Source organism: Pseudomonas sp. GW821-FHT02A08 (assembly GCF_059422045.1).
This window is the reverse complement of sequence record NZ_JBWKWD010000033.1, coordinates 1-14,480: the sequence shown is the minus strand read 5'-3', so window position 1 is coordinate 14,480 and position 14,480 is coordinate 1. Positions and strand designations below refer to the sequence as shown.

Sequence of the window (14,480 nt, the reverse complement as noted above, 5' to 3'; positions counted from 1 at the left end):
ATTGCATCTCCCCCCCAAAATCCCTATGGGCAAACTCGATCACAGCGCTCTATGATTGATCCCCATGACCACCACCGCTCCAATTCGCTCACCCTGCCCGCCCGGCGCCTGCGACTGCGGGCGTGACCCGTTGCTGGAAACACCAGGGGCGGACCTGCGCATTCTGTTTCTGACCCGCAACGAAGAAAAACGCCTGATCGAACGCCTGGAAAACCTGCAGAGCCTGAGCGACCTGGAGCACCTGCAACGGCGCATGCTCGAACAGTTGGGCATCCGCGTGGACATCGCCCCCGGCTTCAATGAGGTGCGCACCATGCGCGGCATCGGCATCCAGATTGGCGAACTGCCGGGGCTGTGCCGCAAGACCCGCGCCAACATCCCCGCCGCCATTCGCCGGGCCATGGAAAAGCGCCCGGAGATTGCCTACGAACTGCTCAATGCCAACGACCTGTTGCGTGACGCCTGATGAAACCCATTCTCGAATTCCCCCTCACCGACGAGATCCTCACCTCGTTCGCCCTGGCCATCGGCGCCGACCTTCAGGGCTACCGCAACCACATTTACCGGGTGCTGAATTTCCATGCGGCCCTCAGCGGTACCGAAGGCTTGCCCCCGGATGCCATACAGATCGCAGCGGCGTTTCATGACCTGGGTATCTGGACCGATGACACCCTTGACTACCTGCCGCCGTCCATTGCACTGGCCACTGAATATCTCGACAGCCGACAACGCCCGCAACTGCAAGATGAAGTCAGTGCGTTGATACTTGAGCACCACAAGCTGCGCCGGTATCACGGCGCCTGTGCCAACAGCGTCGAACCCTTCCGCCGGGCCGATCTGGTGGATGTGTCCCTGGGCCTGGTGCGTTTCGGCTTGCCCCGCAGCTTCATCAAAACCGTGCAGTCGACCTTTCCCGATCACGGTTTTCACTCGATGCTGATGAAGCTTTCAGCCCGGCAATTGCTCCGCTCGCCGCTGCGGCCGCTGCCCATGTTTCGCTGGTGAAACAGGCGTCTGTTACCCCCTCGAATATGCACCGAAACAGGATCAGCGGTCGTACGTGAGTCGCGGGGCACTGCTATGCCTTCCTTGGGAGATTTTGCTGCAAGCCTGCCAGGACCGAAGTGTAAACCCAAGCGTGGCCACGGCCCCGGCGCCAGCCAGGTACACGCAAGAACAGGTGCCGATGCGCAACAGGAGGTGGCCGATGTTATTCATCGTCAGTTGGACAATCAGCCCGGACAACCGTGATGCCGCAATCGCACGTTTCCTCAAGACCGGTGGCGCGCCGCCCGCAGGCGTCACCATGCACGGACGCTGGCACGCCGTAGGGAGCTCGGCCGGCTTCGGCATTGCCGAGGCGAGTGATCTGGTGCCGATTCAAAAATGGGTGCTGGAGTGGAACGACCTGATGAGCATGGACGTGCACGCCGCATTGACCGATGAGCAAATGGCACCATTGCTGGCTGCCACTGCCGCCCGGTAATGACGATGGAGGCGGCGAGTATCGCTCGCCGCCCGATTTGACCGGCGACTTTACCGGTCTGCCATTTCAGTGCAAAGCGCCTGAAACACCATCTTTCTGACTACTCATGACTGGATATTTCGCCATTCAAACCTACGCTCTTCGCGGGGGATAACGAATTTCAACGGCGGTTGGGGGCTCGTCTCGTTGTACTCACGCAAGAACGCAGGAGCTCGACATGAACCGGACAACCTTATCCTCGATGCTTGCAGTCCCCCTGTTGCTGTCTGCAATAGCGATTCCCGGCCTGACCCTGGCCGCCGACAAAGCCCCCAACATCCTGGTGATCATGGGCGACGATATCGGCTGGTCGAATATCGGCGTCTACAACCAGGGCATGATGGCCGGCAGAACCCCCAACCTCGACCAACTGGCGAATGAAGGCATGCGTTTCACCGATTACTACGCCGAAGCCAGTTGCACCGCCGGACGCGCCAACTTCATCACCGGCGAACTGCCGATTCGCACCGGCATGACCACCGTCGGCCAGGCCGGCTCGCCCGTGGGTATTCCCGCCGAAGCCGTCACAATCGCGACCGCGCTCAAGGCCATGGGGTATGCCACCGGCCAGTTCGGCAAGAACCACCTGGGCGACCTGAACCAGTTCCTGCCCACCGTGCACGGCTTCGACGAGTTCTTCGGCTACCTCTACCACCTCGACGCCATGGAAGACCCGGCGCACCCCAACTATCCGCAAGAACTGCTCGCCACCGTTGGCCCGCGCAACATGGTCCACAGCTGGGCCACCACCACCGATGATACGACCGTGATGCCGCGCTGGGGCAAGGTCGGCAAGCAGAAAATCGAAGATGCCGGCACGCTCTATCCGGAGCGGATGAAAACCGTCGACGACGAAATTCGCGACAAGGCCTTCTCGTTCATCGACAAGGCCAAGCAGGACAACAAACCGTTCTTCGTCTGGCTCAACCCGACCCGCATGCACATCGTCACGCACCTGTCCGACAAGTACGAAGCCATGCGCAATGCGCAAAATGGCTGGTCGGAACAGGAAGCCGGCATGGCGCAGCTCGATGACATCGTCGGCGAAGTCATGGCGAAGCTGAAAAAAGACGGCATGGACGACAACACCATCGTCATTTTCACCACCGACAATGGCGCGGAAAACTTCACCTGGCCGGACGGCGGCACCACCCCGTTCGCCATGGGCAAAGGCACGGTCATGGAAGGTGGCTTCCGGGCGCCGGCGATCATTCGCTGGCCGGGCAAGGTACCGGCCAACCAGGTCGCCAACGGCATCATGTCCGGCATGGACTGGTTCCCGACCCTGGTCGCAGCGGCGGGTAACCCGAACATCACGGCAGAGCTGCTCAAAGGCAAACAATTGGGCGATACCACCTACAAAGTTCACCTGGACGGCTATGATCAAACTCCAATGATCACCGGAAAAGGTCCGTCGAACCGGCATGAAATCTTCTACTTTGGAGAGAGCGCCCTGGGTGCGATCCGCATCGATGACTTCAAGTACCGCTTCATCGATCAGCCCGGAGGCTGGCTGGGGGCCAAGGTCACGCTGGACATGCCGATCCTGACCAACCTGCGCCTCGATCCGTTCGAACGTGCCGGATGGCCGGAGAACATGGCAGCCAATGGTTCGCTGGAGTATTTCGAGTGGTTCAAATTCCAGTTCTGGCGTTATGTGTTCGTGCAGCAACAAGTGGTCAAACTGGCCGAAACAGCCGTGGAGTTTCCGCCGATGCAGAAAGGCGCGAGCTTCAATCTTGAAGCGGTCAAGGCCAAGATCGAAGCGGCCCGGGCAGCCATGGCCAAGTAAACAGCCGAAATCATGGGTGGCCGGCACAGGCCACCCACATTCGAAATGGACATTTGCTGAGGTAGTTACATGCGCACAAGCACACTGGCCCTACCCGCCTGTACGCTACTTGCCCTGTGCTGCCAGCCGGTCTGGGCCGGCGGCATCATGCTTTACGAAATCGGCACCGATAACGCTGGCCTGGCCAACGCCGGTGCCGCTGCCCGCGCCCAAGGCCCCTCGACCATCGCCAGCAACCCGGCGGGCATGAGCTACCTGCCAGGTACGCAAATCACCGCCGGCTTGCAGGTGCTGTACGGCGACTTGAGCTTCGACCGCGACGCCGGCACCAACACCCCGGGCAGCGGCAGTGGCAACGCCCTCGACCCGATTCCCGGCGGCAGCTTTTTCATCAGCCATGAACTGGACGAGCACTGGAGCGTCGGTTTCGGCCAGTACGGCGACTTCGGGTTGGCGGTCAACTACGACAACGACTGGTCCGGTCGTTACTTCGCGCAGAACTCCAGCCTGCTCGGCCTGTCGCTGGTACCGAGCGTGGCTTATCGCTTCAACGAGCAGTGGTCGGTCGGCCTCGGCGTCAAGGCCATGTACGGCATGTTGCAGGCGCAAACAGCCATCGACCGCTCCCCCTTCGGTTTCACCGACCGCACCGACGGCCAGTACAAATACAAGGACGGCACCTGGGGCTATGGCGCCAACGTGGGCGTGATCTACGCCCCGCAAACCGGCACGCGCATTGGCCTGACCTACACCAGCCAGGTCGATCTGGACTTCGAGGACCGCCTGGATGTGAAAGGCGATGGCCGACTGCTCGAGCGCGTCAACAACACCAAGACCGAACTGGACATGAAGGTGCCGCAAACCGTCACCCTGAGCCTGTTCCAGCAACTGGACCGGCAATGGGCCTTGCTCGCTTCGGTCAACTGGCAGGACTGGTCGGAATTCGGTGACATCGGAGTACAGGTCGACACCACCGCGGTGGGTGCGCAATCGACAACGGTCGACGCCGGCTTCAAGGACACCTGGCACCTGTCCCTGGGTGCGCAATACCAGGCCACCGAGCAATGGCTGTGGAACGTTGGTGTGGCGTACGACAGCAGCGCCGTGTCGGACAGCAACCGCAGCGTGATCGTGCCGATGAATGAATCCTGGCGCATTGCGACAGGAGCCACCTATGCTCTGAACAAGGACACCGATATCAACGTCAGTTGGGCCATGGTCTGGCTCGGCGACATGCCGGTTGACCAGGCCAAGTCCGTATCGGGCAATCAGATTTCCGGTGAATTCGACAATGCCTGGATTCAAGCCCTGAGCGGGAATATGACCTGGCGATTTTGATATCTTGTAAACGAAAGAACGACGATTTTATCCAAGGAGTAGACACCACTATGAATCTGTCCCGAAAACTGCTGGTCGGCGCCACGCTGGCAAGTCTGTTGCTAGGCGGTTGCACCTCGAAAGTGACTGAGAAGGATCAGTACTCAGGCTTCCTGTCCAACTACAACAACCTGCAGGAAGTCGAAACGCCGAGCGGTGGCACCGCGATGCGCTGGGTCAGCCCTTCGTGGAACCCGAATGCGTATGACACTGTGGTGTTCAACAAGCTGGAGCTGTACCCGGCGCCCAAACCCGATGAGCGGGTCAACCAGCAGACGCTGACCGACATTCAGAACTACATGACCAGCAAGGCCAAGGCCTCCCTGGGTCAGAAGTACCGCGTAGTGTCCAACACCTCGTCCGCTCCGGCGGGTTCCCGCCCTCTGATCATGCGTGCGGCAATTACCGGGGTGAACGCCGAGAACGAAGGCATGAAGTGGTATGAAGTGGTTCCCATCGCGGCCGTAGTCGGGGCAACACAGGCTGCTACCGGTCACCGTGACCAGGACACTACCCTGTTCATCGAAGCCGAGTTCGTTGACGCCAAGAGCAACCAGACCGTGGCCAAAGTGGTGCGCAAGGTGTTCGGTACCGCCCTGGAAAACGAAAGCCAGAAGATTACCGCCAAGGACTTCAAGGCGGCGATCGACAAACTGGGTACCGACTTCCAGGCGTTCCTCAAGTAACACACTCTTGTGGCGAGGGATCTTGCGCCCTCGCCACCTGGAGTTCCTTCCTGCCCCTTGCAGTACTCCTTCATCCCCACGTTTGTGTTGCCCAAAGCGATTCAGGCCGCACTGCCCTTGGCCTGCTGCTCCAGATGCAATTGCAGTTCCGGCTCGATCTGCAACGCCGCGGCCAGTTCATCCAGATAATTGCGCTCGGCGTCCTGCTGGTCGTCCACCAGCATCACACTGGCCAGGTACATCTCCGAGGCCATACCGGGGTCGGTGGCCGATTGCGCGACTTCTTTGGCGTCCAGTGGCTTGGCAACCTCGTCGTCCAGCCATTGCTGCAATTGCGGATCGTCGGTGTGACGGCCGATTTCAGTGCTGATCAGCTGCTTTTCAGATTCATCGATCCGGCCATCGGCCTTGGCCGCGGCAATCAATGCCCGCAGGATCCCATGGCTGTGTTCCTCGGCTTCCGGGCCGGCGAGCAAGTCCACCGTGCGCGGCGCTTCCTGCGGTGCCGACGCCTGGCTGCGTTGCCAGGCCTGGTACGCCTGGAACGCCATCATGCCCAGGGACGCCAGCGCCGCGTAATTGGTGCCGCCACCGGAGCGGCTTTGGGGTGCGCCGCCCATCGGCGAACCGCCACCCAGCAAACCACCGAGCAAATCGCCCAACCCTGCGCCACCACCACCTGCACCAGCACCAGCACCAGCACCACCGCCCAACAAGCCGCCGAGCAATCCACCCAGATCGCCGAGCCCGCCCTGGGCCGACGCGCCACCGCCCCCCTGTTGCGCCATCGAGCCTTGGCCGGCGCGCAGTAATTGTTCGAGCAGATCGCTGGTGTTCATGACGGTTGTCCTCTTGAAGGGCGTTTATCCAGTCAGGCAACGATAGCCCCCGCAGGCGAATGTGCCAGCACCGTTGGGCTGACCCGCCTGCACTATTGCGGATTGCTCCGGGGTATTTCTTTGCGGCGCAGCTAAGATTCATAGGTGGTGAACCTTATCCGCGGATACCCGGTCGATACCTGCAACCCGACCCGGTTTGCCACCGCCCCGTACGCGGGACGACAACTGGCTTGCTTCATTCACTGGAGAACGCCCCCGTGATTTCAACCCTGTACATCGCCAGGCTCAAAGCATGGGGCGCCCATGGCTTTACCGCCACTGGCGTGGTCACCGCTTTCCTCGCCACCCTGTCCCTGCTGGATAACCAGCCGACCCATTGCCTGCTGTGGCTGGGTGTCGCCCTGATCGTCGATGGACTGGACGGTGCGCTGGCACGCAAGGTCAACGTGCAGTCGGTGTTGCCGAGCTTCGATGGCTCGATCCTCGACCTGGTGATCGACTACCTGACGTACGTGTTTATCCCGGCACTGTTCATCTACCGCTACATCCCGTTGCCGGACTACACCTTGCTGCTGAGCGTGTCGCTGATTCTGGTGTCGTCGCTGTTCTGCTTCTGCAACGTCAACATGAAGAGCACCGACAACTACTTCCAGGGTTTCCCCGCCGCCTGGAACGTGGTCGCCCTGTGCCTGTACATCATCGCCCCGTCGCCGTGGATCACCTTCATGACCGTGATCGGCCTGGCCCTGCTGACCGTGACCCGGATGAAATTCCTGCACCCGTTCCGCGTGCGCCGGTTCATGCCGATAAACATTGCGGTGACGGCCATCTGGTTGCTGTGCAGTTTGTCGCTGGTGCTCAACCATCCGCTGATCAACCCGTTGGTGATGGGGCTGTGGCTGTTGATGTCGGCGTACTTTCTGGGCATCTGCCTGTGGCGCACGGCGCTGGAGTGGTTCGACGAATCGAGGCTCAAGTAGCCATGGCGGTCCATATCGTTCAACTCGGCTCACCCCGACGACCCAACGAAGGATTGCGTCTGGGCACAGTACGCCGCCCTCCCCGTGGCGTACCGAAAGCCGAATTCGCCCTTCGGGATTTTTACGATGTCTGGCAGCCGCTGCTGTCGCCCAGTGCGCAGCTGGTGGCCGAGGCCAAGGCTGCGCAGGATGCCAAGGCCTGGGAGGTGTTCCGGCGCAAGTTCAAGGCCGAGATGAGCGAGCCCGCTGCCAGTCAGTTGCTGGACCTTCTGGCCGCGTTGTCCCATCAGACGTCCCTGGCCGTGGGCTGTTATTGCGAGGATGAAGCGCATTGTCATCGGTCAGTGTTGCGCGAGTTGCTGCAGGCGCGTGGGGCGAAGGTCATTTAGCCGGCACCACCATTCAATGTGGGAGCGGGCTTGCTCGCGAAAGCGTACATTCAGCCAGCATTGATGCGACTGACACACCGCTTTCGCGAGCAAGCCCGCTCCCACAGGGTTTTGCATTGTTATCGCTTAACGCCGCGTGATCACCACCTCCAGATATTCACTCGGCACCACCAGTGACTTGTCACCCGCCCGGTTCATCCGGTTGATCAAGTCGGTCAGGTCCGTTTCCAGGGCCATGGCGCCGTCCGGCGGCAGTGCGGCGAAGGCCTTGTGCACCGGCCCGTACCACTGGCGGAAGGTATCGATGAAATGCGCCGCCGAGCGATAGCGGAAATTGAACGTGCGGCGCGTCACCTGGAGCAGGAATTCACGCTCATCGAAATGCTCGTGCAACCAGGCTTCGCTGCCCCAGCGTGAGGGCGGACTCGCACCCGGAGGGGGTGGCAGGTGCTGACCCAGAGTCTTGAACATCTGGCCGACGAATCCTTCCGGGGTCCAATTGGCCAGGCCGATCCGCCCGCCCGGGCGACAAACCCGCGCCAGTTCCGCGGCGGCTTTTGGCTGGTCCGGTGTGAACATCACGCCGAAGGTCGACAGCACGGCGTCAAAACTGCCGTCGGCAAAGGGCAAGGCTTCGGCATCGGCGACCTGGAAGGAGACCTTCAGGCGTTCTGCCCGGGCCCGTTCTTCACCGCGTTCGAGCAAGGCGGCGACATAGTCGGTGGACGTCACCTGGCAGCCACGGCGTGCCGCCGCAAGGGTCGCATTGCCGTTGCCAGCGGCAACGTCGAGTACGCGCTCATCGCACAACAGGTCACAGGCTTCGGCCAGTTGCTCGCCGACGATCTGCAAGGTGGTGCCGATCACGGCGTAGTCACCGCTGGCCCAGGAGGCCATCTGGCGGTTTTTCAAGGCAGTCAGATCAATGGGTGTACTCATGGAGACGGTCTCTGGGTTGAAACACGAGTCGGGTCCGGTCGCGGTTACTCCGCCGTCGTCGGATCGATGACGTTCATGACCTGGGAAATGCGGTTGGCGGGAAAACCACTGATCCTGGCGTGCTCCCTGATCTGCTCCTCGTTCGGCGAGATGTACACGCAGTAGAGTTTGTCACCGGTGACATAGCTCTGCAGCCACTGCACCTCTGGCAACTCACGCAACGCCTGGCAGGACTTTAGCGAAGCGGCTTTCAAATCCCTGTCCGACAATGCTCCGGCGCCCTGGATCTCGCGCTCAATCACGAACTTCGGCATGGCAACCTCTCTTTTCTTGTTCTGGATGGCAGGGCCGGTATTGGCCCCGTAGACAAACTATCGTCCTGACGGGCGCTGGCGTCCTGTCCGATCGTCGGCCGAGCCTGCCCGATCGTCCGGAGATTCCACGTAGCGCGCAGGCGCGCTCACAATCAGGAACCTCCCACGGGGAAACCCCAATGGACGCTCTGTCACAGACCCTGCGCGTCGTGCACCTGGTCGGCGCGATCTTCATCAACGCCCGGTTCACCGCGCCCTGGTGCTACCAGTCGCCCAGCGCCGACACCGCCGCGCCGTTTCTGGAGCCTAATGCGGAACGGGTGGTGATCTTTCACCTGATCACCGAGGGCGAGTGCTACGTGGAATTGGGCGATGACCCGCCGCTGCTGCTGAGCGCGGGCGATGTGGTGATCTTCCCCCAGGGCGATGCCCATCGCATGTGCTCACATCCCGGATTGCCCCCGGCCACGGGTGCGCGACTGGACGCGGTGCTGGCGCGCCGCCCCCGGCAATTGAGCTATGGCGGGGGTGGCGCGGTCACCCGGTTGGTGTGCGGTTACCTGGCGTGCGACACGCGCCTGGCGGGCATGCTGCTCAAGGGCTTGCCGGCCGTGGTGCGGGTCAATGTGCGCGGTTCGGATGCCGGTATCTGGCTGGAATCCTCCGTGCGCTATGCCCTCGCCGAAGCCCGCTCGCCCCGCCCTGGCGGCGAAGGGGTATTGGCCAAACTCGCCGAAGTGCTGTTCATCGAAGTGTTGCGCCTGTACATGAACGAACAGGGCGAAGGCCGCACCGGCTGGCTGGCCGGCGTACGTGACCGCATCGTCGGCGCCGCCCTCAACGCCTTGCACAAAAAACCCTGCCACGCCTGGACGCTGGACGAATTGGCGCGCACCGCCAGCACCTCACGATCGGTGTTGGCCGAACGCTTCCAGCAACTGGTGGGGGTGTCGCCGATGCAGTACCTGACGCAATGGCGGATGCTGCTCGCCGCCAACCTGTTACGCAGCAGCAACAGCTCATTGACGCGCATCGCCGAAGAAGTGGGATACCAGACCGATACCGCCTTCAGCCGGGCCTTCCGTCGCGAGTTCGGCGCGCCGCCAGCGGCGTGGCGGCGCGGTCAGGAGAGAAAAAGCATGGCCCACGAGGCAAGACCTGTGGGCCATTGATCGAGCGGATTACGCTGCTGGCGTGGCGGCCTTGGCCTCCTCCAGCAACTGCTGAATCACTTTCTCCTGCGTGTCGTAGCTGCCTTCACCGAAGTGGGTGTAACGCACCTGCCCCTTGGCATCGATGATGTAGTGCGCCGGCCAGTACTGGTTGTCGAAGTTGCGCCAGATCGCGTAGTTGTTGTCGATCGCCACCGGGTAGGTGATGCCGTATTCCTTCACCTTGGCCTTGACGTTGTCGATGATGCGTTCAAAGCCGTATTCGGGTGTATGCACGCCGATCACCACCAGTCCGTCCTTTTCATACTTCTTTCCCCAGTCCTTCACGTACGGCAGGGTGTGCTTGCAGTTGATGCAGTCGAAGGTCCAGAAGTCCACCAGCACCACTTTGCCTTTCAGGGCCTCGTTGCTCAGTGCCGGTGAGTTGAGCCATTCCACCGCGCCGGACAGCGACGGCATGGCGCCCTGGGCATCGCCCATGGTGCTGTCGGCCTTGACTTTGCTGACCAGGTAATCGACGACTTTCGGCACGGTTTCCAGCACGCCTTTCTCCACGCTGCTGACACCTTCCGAGGAGGTGTTGGCCAGCAACAGGTCATTGGCCCCCGTTGCAATCACAGCGGCACCGGACAGCACCGCAACCCCGGCGCCACGGCGCAACCAGCCGGTGACCGGAATCGACGGTTTCAAGCGATTGACCAGGCCGCGCCCGGCAAAGATCAGGGTGCCCAGGGACAGCGCACTACCCGCGCCATAGGCCACCAGCAGCAGACTGGTGCCGACGTTCGCCCCTTGCAGCATGGCGCTGGTGAGAATCACCCCGAGGATCGGACCGGCGCAGGGTGCCCAGAGCAGCCCGGTGGCGACACCGATCATGATCGACGCCAGCGGCCCGGACATCTTGCGCGAGTTCGGGTCGATGCGATTGCCCAGCAACACGAAGGGGCGCGCCAGCCAGTCGCCGACCCGGGCGGAAATCAGCGACAGGGCGAACAGCACCATCACCAGCAGCGCTACGTGGCGGCCGGTGTTGCTGGCCTGGATCACCCATTCGCTGCTGACCACGGCCAGGCTGGAGACCAGGGCAAAGGTCAGGACCATGCCGCCGAGGGTGAGCAGGATCGAGGAGCGTGTACGGTCGGCCCCGGCAAACAGGAAGGGCACGACCGGCAGGATGCACGGGCTGAGGACGGTCAATATGCCGCCCAGGAAAGCGATGAGTAACATGGGATCACCTAAGACAAATCAGAGGACGACACACAATCATTGTGGGAGCGGGCTTGCTCGCGAAAGCGTACTTTCAGCCAGCGATGATGCGGCTGACACACCGCCTTCGCGAGCAAGCCCGCTCCCACATTTGAACGGTGATGTTTTCAACAACGGGTGAGGCTTCAAGCCGTCTGGCTGCCCAGCAACTGCCCCTGAGGCGTGCGGCTGGCACCGTTCTCGGCGAGCATCTGCCCTTGCGGCGTACGGCTGGAACCGTCTTGCGCAAGGAAGCCATTGGTGCCCTTCTCTGCCACTGGCGTCAGCTGGAAGCAGGTGTTGCTGGCGCAGGCGCTTTGCTCGACAACGGCGTTGGCATGGGCCGCCGCACCGGCGACGGAAAAGGCGATGGCGGTCAAAAAGCGGGAAACGTTGTTCATGATGTCCTTCCTGTCTCAAATGGATTAAGCGGTGGTTGATCGCAACACTCAGTTTTCCGAGTTGCAGTTGTCGGCGAATTTGCGGTAATCCAGCACCTGGGTTTTCGACTGGGCGTCGAGGTACGTCAGCCGCGCATTCACCACGCCGCAGGAAGGCGTAGCGTCTTCGGTCAGCGACACCACTTTCCTGATGTCAAGATGGGTGCCGTAGGTGTAGGTTTTAGGCGTGACATCGGCTTCGGCGCGGGCCGACAGGGTGCAGATGTTCAGGGCGGCAAACAGGCAAGCGGCGTAGACGGCTTTGGTGTTCATGGCGAGTTCCTCAAGGTTTCAACAGGTCGTTGGTTCGTTGGGCCGAGGCGGTCTGGCTTGCCTCGATGGAACCTATTAAAAGCCTGCGAGGTATCTCGTCTGTGTCGGGAATCGGCGTGAATCAATCGGTACGTATCAGAACCGGGCGCAGATACAGAGCAATACAAAACCCCTGAAAATCGGCTTTTTTGCCTTCGTGTGTATCCGCAGGCAAGCCAGATACACTGCAATACAAAGGGCGGCAGGCGAGCCCGCCCAGGCTCGATAGACTGTGTGGCATTCCACATTTACCAGAGGTTTGGCCCAATGGATCACGTTGATCACATCCTCATCGTTGACGATGACCGCGAAATCCGCGAACTGGTCGGCAACTACCTGAAGAAGAACGGCCTGCGTACCACGGTCGTGGCGGATGGACGGCAGATGCGCGCGTTTCTGGAAACCACCCCGGTGGACCTGATTGTGCTGGACATCATGATGCCGGGGGACGATGGCCTGCTGCTCTGCCGCGAATTGCGCGCCGGCAAGCACAAGGCCACGCCAGTACTGATGCTCACCGCCCGCAACGATGAAACCGATCGCATCCTCGGCCTGGAAATGGGCGCCGACGACTACCTGGTCAAGCCATTCGCCGCCCGTGAACTGCTGGCGCGGATCAACGCGGTGCTGCGACGTACCCGCATGCTGCCGCCGAACCTGGTGGTGACCGAGGCCAGCCGCCTGTTGGCCTTCGGCCGTTGGCGCCTGGACACCTCGGCCCGTCACCTGCTCGATGAAGACGGCACCATGGTTGCCCTGAGCGGTGCCGAATATCGATTGCTGCGGGTGTTTCTCGACCATCCGCAACGGGTGCTCAACCGCGATCAATTGCTCAACCTGACCCAGGGCCGCGACGCCGACCTGTTCGACCGCTCCATCGATCTGCTGGTCAGTCGCCTGCGCCAGCGCTTGCTCGACGACGCCCGCGAACCGGCCTACATCAAGACCGTGCGCAGCGAAGGCTATGTGTTTTCCCTGCCGGTGGAAATCCTGGGCGATCAATCATGACGCGGGCGCTGCATTGGCCGCGGACCCTGGCCTCGCGGCTGTCGCTGATATTCCTGATCGGCCTGATCCTCGCCCAGGCATTGTCCTTCGGCGCGCAGTATTACGAACGCTACGAATCCTCGAAAAACACCATGCTCGGCAACCTGGAAACCGATGTTTCCACCTCCATTGCCATCCTCGACCGCTTGCCCGTCGATGAGCGAGCCGCCTGGCTCAAACAACTGGAGCGGCGCAATTACAGTTACCTGCTCAACGAGGGTTCGCCCGGCACGCCCATCCGCACCGACATGCCCGATGCACCCATTGCCATTGCCTCGATCAAAGATGCCATCGGCCACGATTACCCGATGACCTTTACCGACATCCCCGGGCCGAAAAAACACTTTCAAGTGCACCTGAACCTGGCGGACGGCAGCCCGCTGACCATCGACGTCCGCCCGGCGATGGTGCCGTTGTCGCCCTGGCTGCCCATCGTGTTGCTCGGGCAACTGGCGCTGATGCTGGCCTGCTCCTGGCTGGCGGTCAGAATCGCCATCCGCCCCCTCACCCGCCTCGCCGGTGCGGTAGAAACCCTGGACCCCAATGCCCACCCCGTGCTCCTGGACGAAAAAGGCCCGACCGAAGTCGCCCACGCCGCCAGGGCCTTCAACTCGATGCAGGCACGCATTGCGGCGTACCTGAAGGAACGCATGCAATTGCTCGCGGCGATCTCCCACGACCTGCAAACCCCGATCACCCGCATGAAACTGCGCGCCGAGTTCATGGACGACTCCAGCGAGAAAGACAAACTGTGGAACGACCTGGGCGAGATGGAACACCTGGTACGCGAAGGCGTGGCCTACGCCCGCAGCATCCACGGCGCCACCGAAGAAAGCCGCCGCACCGACCTCGACTCGTTCCTCGACAGCCTGGTGTTCGACTATCAGGACATGGGCAAGGACGTTCAGCTCACCGGCAAGAGTGCGGCCGTCATCGACACTCGTCCCCACGCCTTGCGCCGAGTGCTGGTCAACCTGACGGACAACGCGTTGAAATTTGCCGGAGCTGCCGAGATGCGCGTGGAAAAACAGGCGGACGGCAAGCTGTCGATCAAGATCCTCGACCGTGGCCCGGGGATCGCAGAGGAAGAACTGAAGCAAGTGATGGAACCGTTCTACCGCGTGGAGAACTCCCGCAACCGCAGCACCGGTGGCACCGGGCTGGGGCTGGCGATTGCCCAGCAACTGGCGATAGCGATTGGTGGGTCGTTGACCTTGAGCAATCGCGAAGGGGGCGGGTTGTGTGCGGAGCTACGATTGCCAGTGCAGCCGTAAAAGAATCGTCGGCTGTCAGGCTCGCACAATTGGCTTGAGTATACCTGTGAGTAATTGGTCGGCTGGCAGGCAGCCTTCGCGGGCAAGCCCGCTCCCACAGTTGGGCTGGGTACATTCGAAAGAAATTGGTCGGCTGGCAGGCCGCCTTC

17 protein-coding genes are annotated in these 14,480 nt (G+C 61.6%); 11 read left to right on the top strand and 6 right to left on the bottom strand.

Annotation, left to right across the window (positions count from 1 at the left end; translation table 11 throughout):
- Positions 1 to 64 precede the first annotated feature (64 nt).
- The 6 genes from AC07W4_RS21095 to AC07W4_RS21070 all read left to right on the top strand — a co-directional run bounded on the left by AC07W4_RS21095 (position 65) and on the right by AC07W4_RS21070 (position 5,380).
- Positions 65 to 466: a hypothetical protein gene (locus AC07W4_RS21095; RefSeq protein ID WP_015094584.1), complete on the top strand. Its 402-nt coding sequence runs from the start codon at positions 65 to 67 to the stop codon at positions 464 to 466.
- Positions 466 to 1,005, top strand: coding sequence for an HD domain-containing protein (locus AC07W4_RS21090; protein ID WP_495033834.1), 540 nt, complete (start codon positions 466 to 468; stop codon positions 1,003 to 1,005). The genes AC07W4_RS21095 and AC07W4_RS21090 overlap by 1 nt, the downstream gene beginning before the upstream one ends.
- A 202-nt stretch (positions 1,006 to 1,207) precedes the next feature.
- Entirely contained in the window at positions 1,208 to 1,486 is a 279-nt protein-coding gene (locus AC07W4_RS21085; protein ID WP_116583166.1) for a DUF3303 domain-containing protein, read from the top strand.
- Positions 1,487 to 1,703: 217 nt separating this feature from the next.
- The gene (locus tag AC07W4_RS21080; protein WP_495033833.1) at positions 1,704 to 3,317 is read left to right on the top strand and encodes an arylsulfatase; all 1,614 of its coding nucleotides are present in this window, start codon (positions 1,704 to 1,706) and stop codon (positions 3,315 to 3,317) included.
- A gap of 69 nt (positions 3,318 to 3,386) precedes the next feature.
- Positions 3,387 to 4,655 (top strand): OmpP1/FadL family transporter, encoded by a 1,269-nt coding sequence (locus AC07W4_RS21075; protein WP_495033832.1) that lies wholly within the window; start codon positions 3,387 to 3,389, stop codon positions 4,653 to 4,655.
- Positions 4,656 to 4,705: 50 nt separating this feature from the next.
- Entirely contained in the window at positions 4,706 to 5,380 is a 675-nt protein-coding gene (locus tag AC07W4_RS21070; protein ID WP_495033831.1) for a DUF3313 domain-containing protein, read from the top strand.
- Positions 5,381 to 5,481: 101 nt separating this feature from the next.
- Here AC07W4_RS21070 and AC07W4_RS21065 read toward each other — a convergent pair whose 3' ends face one another.
- Positions 5,482 to 6,219, bottom strand: a complete 738-nt coding sequence (locus tag AC07W4_RS21065; RefSeq protein ID WP_495033830.1) for a tellurite resistance TerB family protein — start codon at positions 6,217 to 6,219, stop codon at positions 5,482 to 5,484.
- 257 nt (positions 6,220 to 6,476) lie between these two features.
- On the opposite strand from AC07W4_RS21065, the gene pcsA reads away from it, so the two are divergent.
- Together pcsA and AC07W4_RS21055 are read left to right on the top strand one after the other, a co-directional pair.
- On the top strand, positions 6,477 to 7,199 hold the full coding sequence (gene pcsA, locus AC07W4_RS21060) for a phosphatidylcholine synthase (RefSeq protein WP_495033829.1): 723 nt from the start codon (positions 6,477 to 6,479) through the stop codon (positions 7,197 to 7,199).
- 2 nt (positions 7,200 to 7,201) lie between these two features.
- Positions 7,202 to 7,588, top strand: a complete 387-nt coding sequence (locus AC07W4_RS21055; protein WP_495033828.1) for a DUF488 domain-containing protein — start codon at positions 7,202 to 7,204, stop codon at positions 7,586 to 7,588.
- Between the two features lie 126 nt (positions 7,589 to 7,714).
- Here the strand turns inward: AC07W4_RS21055 and AC07W4_RS21050 are convergent, their stop codons facing one another.
- A complete protein-coding gene (locus AC07W4_RS21050) occupies positions 7,715 to 8,527 on the bottom strand; it encodes a class I SAM-dependent methyltransferase (RefSeq protein ID WP_495033827.1) in 813 nt (270 codons plus the stop codon).
- Between the two features lie 44 nt (positions 8,528 to 8,571).
- Positions 8,572 to 8,841, bottom strand: a complete 270-nt coding sequence (locus AC07W4_RS21045) for a DUF4242 domain-containing protein (protein ID WP_008050467.1) — start codon at positions 8,839 to 8,841, stop codon at positions 8,572 to 8,574.
- A 179-nt stretch (positions 8,842 to 9,020) separates the two neighbouring features.
- Between AC07W4_RS21045 and AC07W4_RS21040 the strand changes: the two genes are divergently transcribed.
- Positions 9,021 to 10,013: an AraC family transcriptional regulator gene (locus AC07W4_RS21040; RefSeq protein WP_495033826.1), complete on the top strand. Its 993-nt coding sequence runs from the start codon at positions 9,021 to 9,023 to the stop codon at positions 10,011 to 10,013.
- A gap of 9 nt (positions 10,014 to 10,022) precedes the next feature.
- Here AC07W4_RS21040 and AC07W4_RS21035 read toward each other — a convergent pair whose 3' ends face one another.
- The 3 genes from AC07W4_RS21035 to AC07W4_RS21025 form a co-directional block, all read right to left on the bottom strand.
- Positions 10,023 to 11,240, bottom strand: a complete 1,218-nt coding sequence (locus AC07W4_RS21035) for a cytochrome c biogenesis protein DipZ (RefSeq protein ID WP_495033825.1) — start codon at positions 11,238 to 11,240, stop codon at positions 10,023 to 10,025.
- 164 nt (positions 11,241 to 11,404) lie between these two features.
- Entirely contained in the window at positions 11,405 to 11,659 is a 255-nt protein-coding gene (locus AC07W4_RS21030) for a hypothetical protein (RefSeq protein ID WP_495033824.1), read from the bottom strand.
- Positions 11,660 to 11,707: 48 nt separating this feature from the next.
- The gene (locus tag AC07W4_RS21025) at positions 11,708 to 11,971 is read right to left on the bottom strand and encodes a DUF2790 domain-containing protein (RefSeq protein ID WP_495033823.1); all 264 of its coding nucleotides are present in this window, start codon (positions 11,969 to 11,971) and stop codon (positions 11,708 to 11,710) included.
- A gap of 306 nt (positions 11,972 to 12,277) precedes the next feature.
- Between AC07W4_RS21025 and AC07W4_RS21020 the strand changes: the two genes are divergently transcribed.
- Entirely contained in the window at positions 12,278 to 13,018 is a 741-nt protein-coding gene (locus AC07W4_RS21020; RefSeq protein ID WP_008050458.1) for a response regulator, read from the top strand.
- A complete protein-coding gene (locus AC07W4_RS21015) occupies positions 13,015 to 14,331 on the top strand; it encodes an ATP-binding protein (protein ID WP_495033822.1) in 1,317 nt (438 codons plus the stop codon). The genes AC07W4_RS21020 and AC07W4_RS21015 overlap by 4 nt, the downstream gene beginning before the upstream one ends.
- Positions 14,332 to 14,480 lie beyond the last annotated feature (149 nt).

Bases quoted from the DNA above. Each gene is read 5' to 3' on its own strand.
- AC07W4_RS21095 (WP_015094584.1), top strand. From the start codon at position 65: ATGACCACCACCGCTCCAATTCGCTCACCCTGCCCGCCCGGCGCCTGC.
- AC07W4_RS21090 (WP_495033834.1), top strand. From the start codon at position 466: ATGAAACCCATTCTCGAATTCCCCCTCACCGACGAGATCCTCACCTCG.
- AC07W4_RS21085 (WP_116583166.1), top strand. From the start codon at position 1,208: ATGTTATTCATCGTCAGTTGGACAATCAGCCCGGACAACCGTGATGCC.
- AC07W4_RS21080 (WP_495033833.1), top strand. From the start codon at position 1,704: ATGAACCGGACAACCTTATCCTCGATGCTTGCAGTCCCCCTGTTGCTG.
- AC07W4_RS21075 (WP_495033832.1), top strand. From the start codon at position 3,387: ATGCGCACAAGCACACTGGCCCTACCCGCCTGTACGCTACTTGCCCTG.
- AC07W4_RS21070 (WP_495033831.1), top strand. From the start codon at position 4,706: ATGAATCTGTCCCGAAAACTGCTGGTCGGCGCCACGCTGGCAAGTCTG.
- AC07W4_RS21065 (WP_495033830.1), bottom strand. From the start codon at position 6,219: ATGAACACCAGCGATCTGCTCGAACAATTACTGCGCGCCGGCCAAGGC.
- AC07W4_RS21055 (WP_495033828.1), top strand. From the start codon at position 7,202: ATGGCGGTCCATATCGTTCAACTCGGCTCACCCCGACGACCCAACGAA.
- AC07W4_RS21050 (WP_495033827.1), bottom strand. From the start codon at position 8,527: ATGAGTACACCCATTGATCTGACTGCCTTGAAAAACCGCCAGATGGCC.
- AC07W4_RS21045 (WP_008050467.1), bottom strand. From the start codon at position 8,841: ATGCCGAAGTTCGTGATTGAGCGCGAGATCCAGGGCGCCGGAGCATTG.
- AC07W4_RS21040 (WP_495033826.1), top strand. From the start codon at position 9,021: ATGGACGCTCTGTCACAGACCCTGCGCGTCGTGCACCTGGTCGGCGCG.
- AC07W4_RS21035 (WP_495033825.1), bottom strand. From the start codon at position 11,240: ATGTTACTCATCGCTTTCCTGGGCGGCATATTGACCGTCCTCAGCCCG.
- AC07W4_RS21030 (WP_495033824.1), bottom strand. From the start codon at position 11,659: ATGAACAACGTTTCCCGCTTTTTGACCGCCATCGCCTTTTCCGTCGCC.
- AC07W4_RS21025 (WP_495033823.1), bottom strand. From the start codon at position 11,971: ATGAACACCAAAGCCGTCTACGCCGCTTGCCTGTTTGCCGCCCTGAAC.
- AC07W4_RS21020 (WP_008050458.1), top strand. From the start codon at position 12,278: ATGGATCACGTTGATCACATCCTCATCGTTGACGATGACCGCGAAATC.
- AC07W4_RS21015 (WP_495033822.1), top strand. From the start codon at position 13,015: ATGACGCGGGCGCTGCATTGGCCGCGGACCCTGGCCTCGCGGCTGTCG.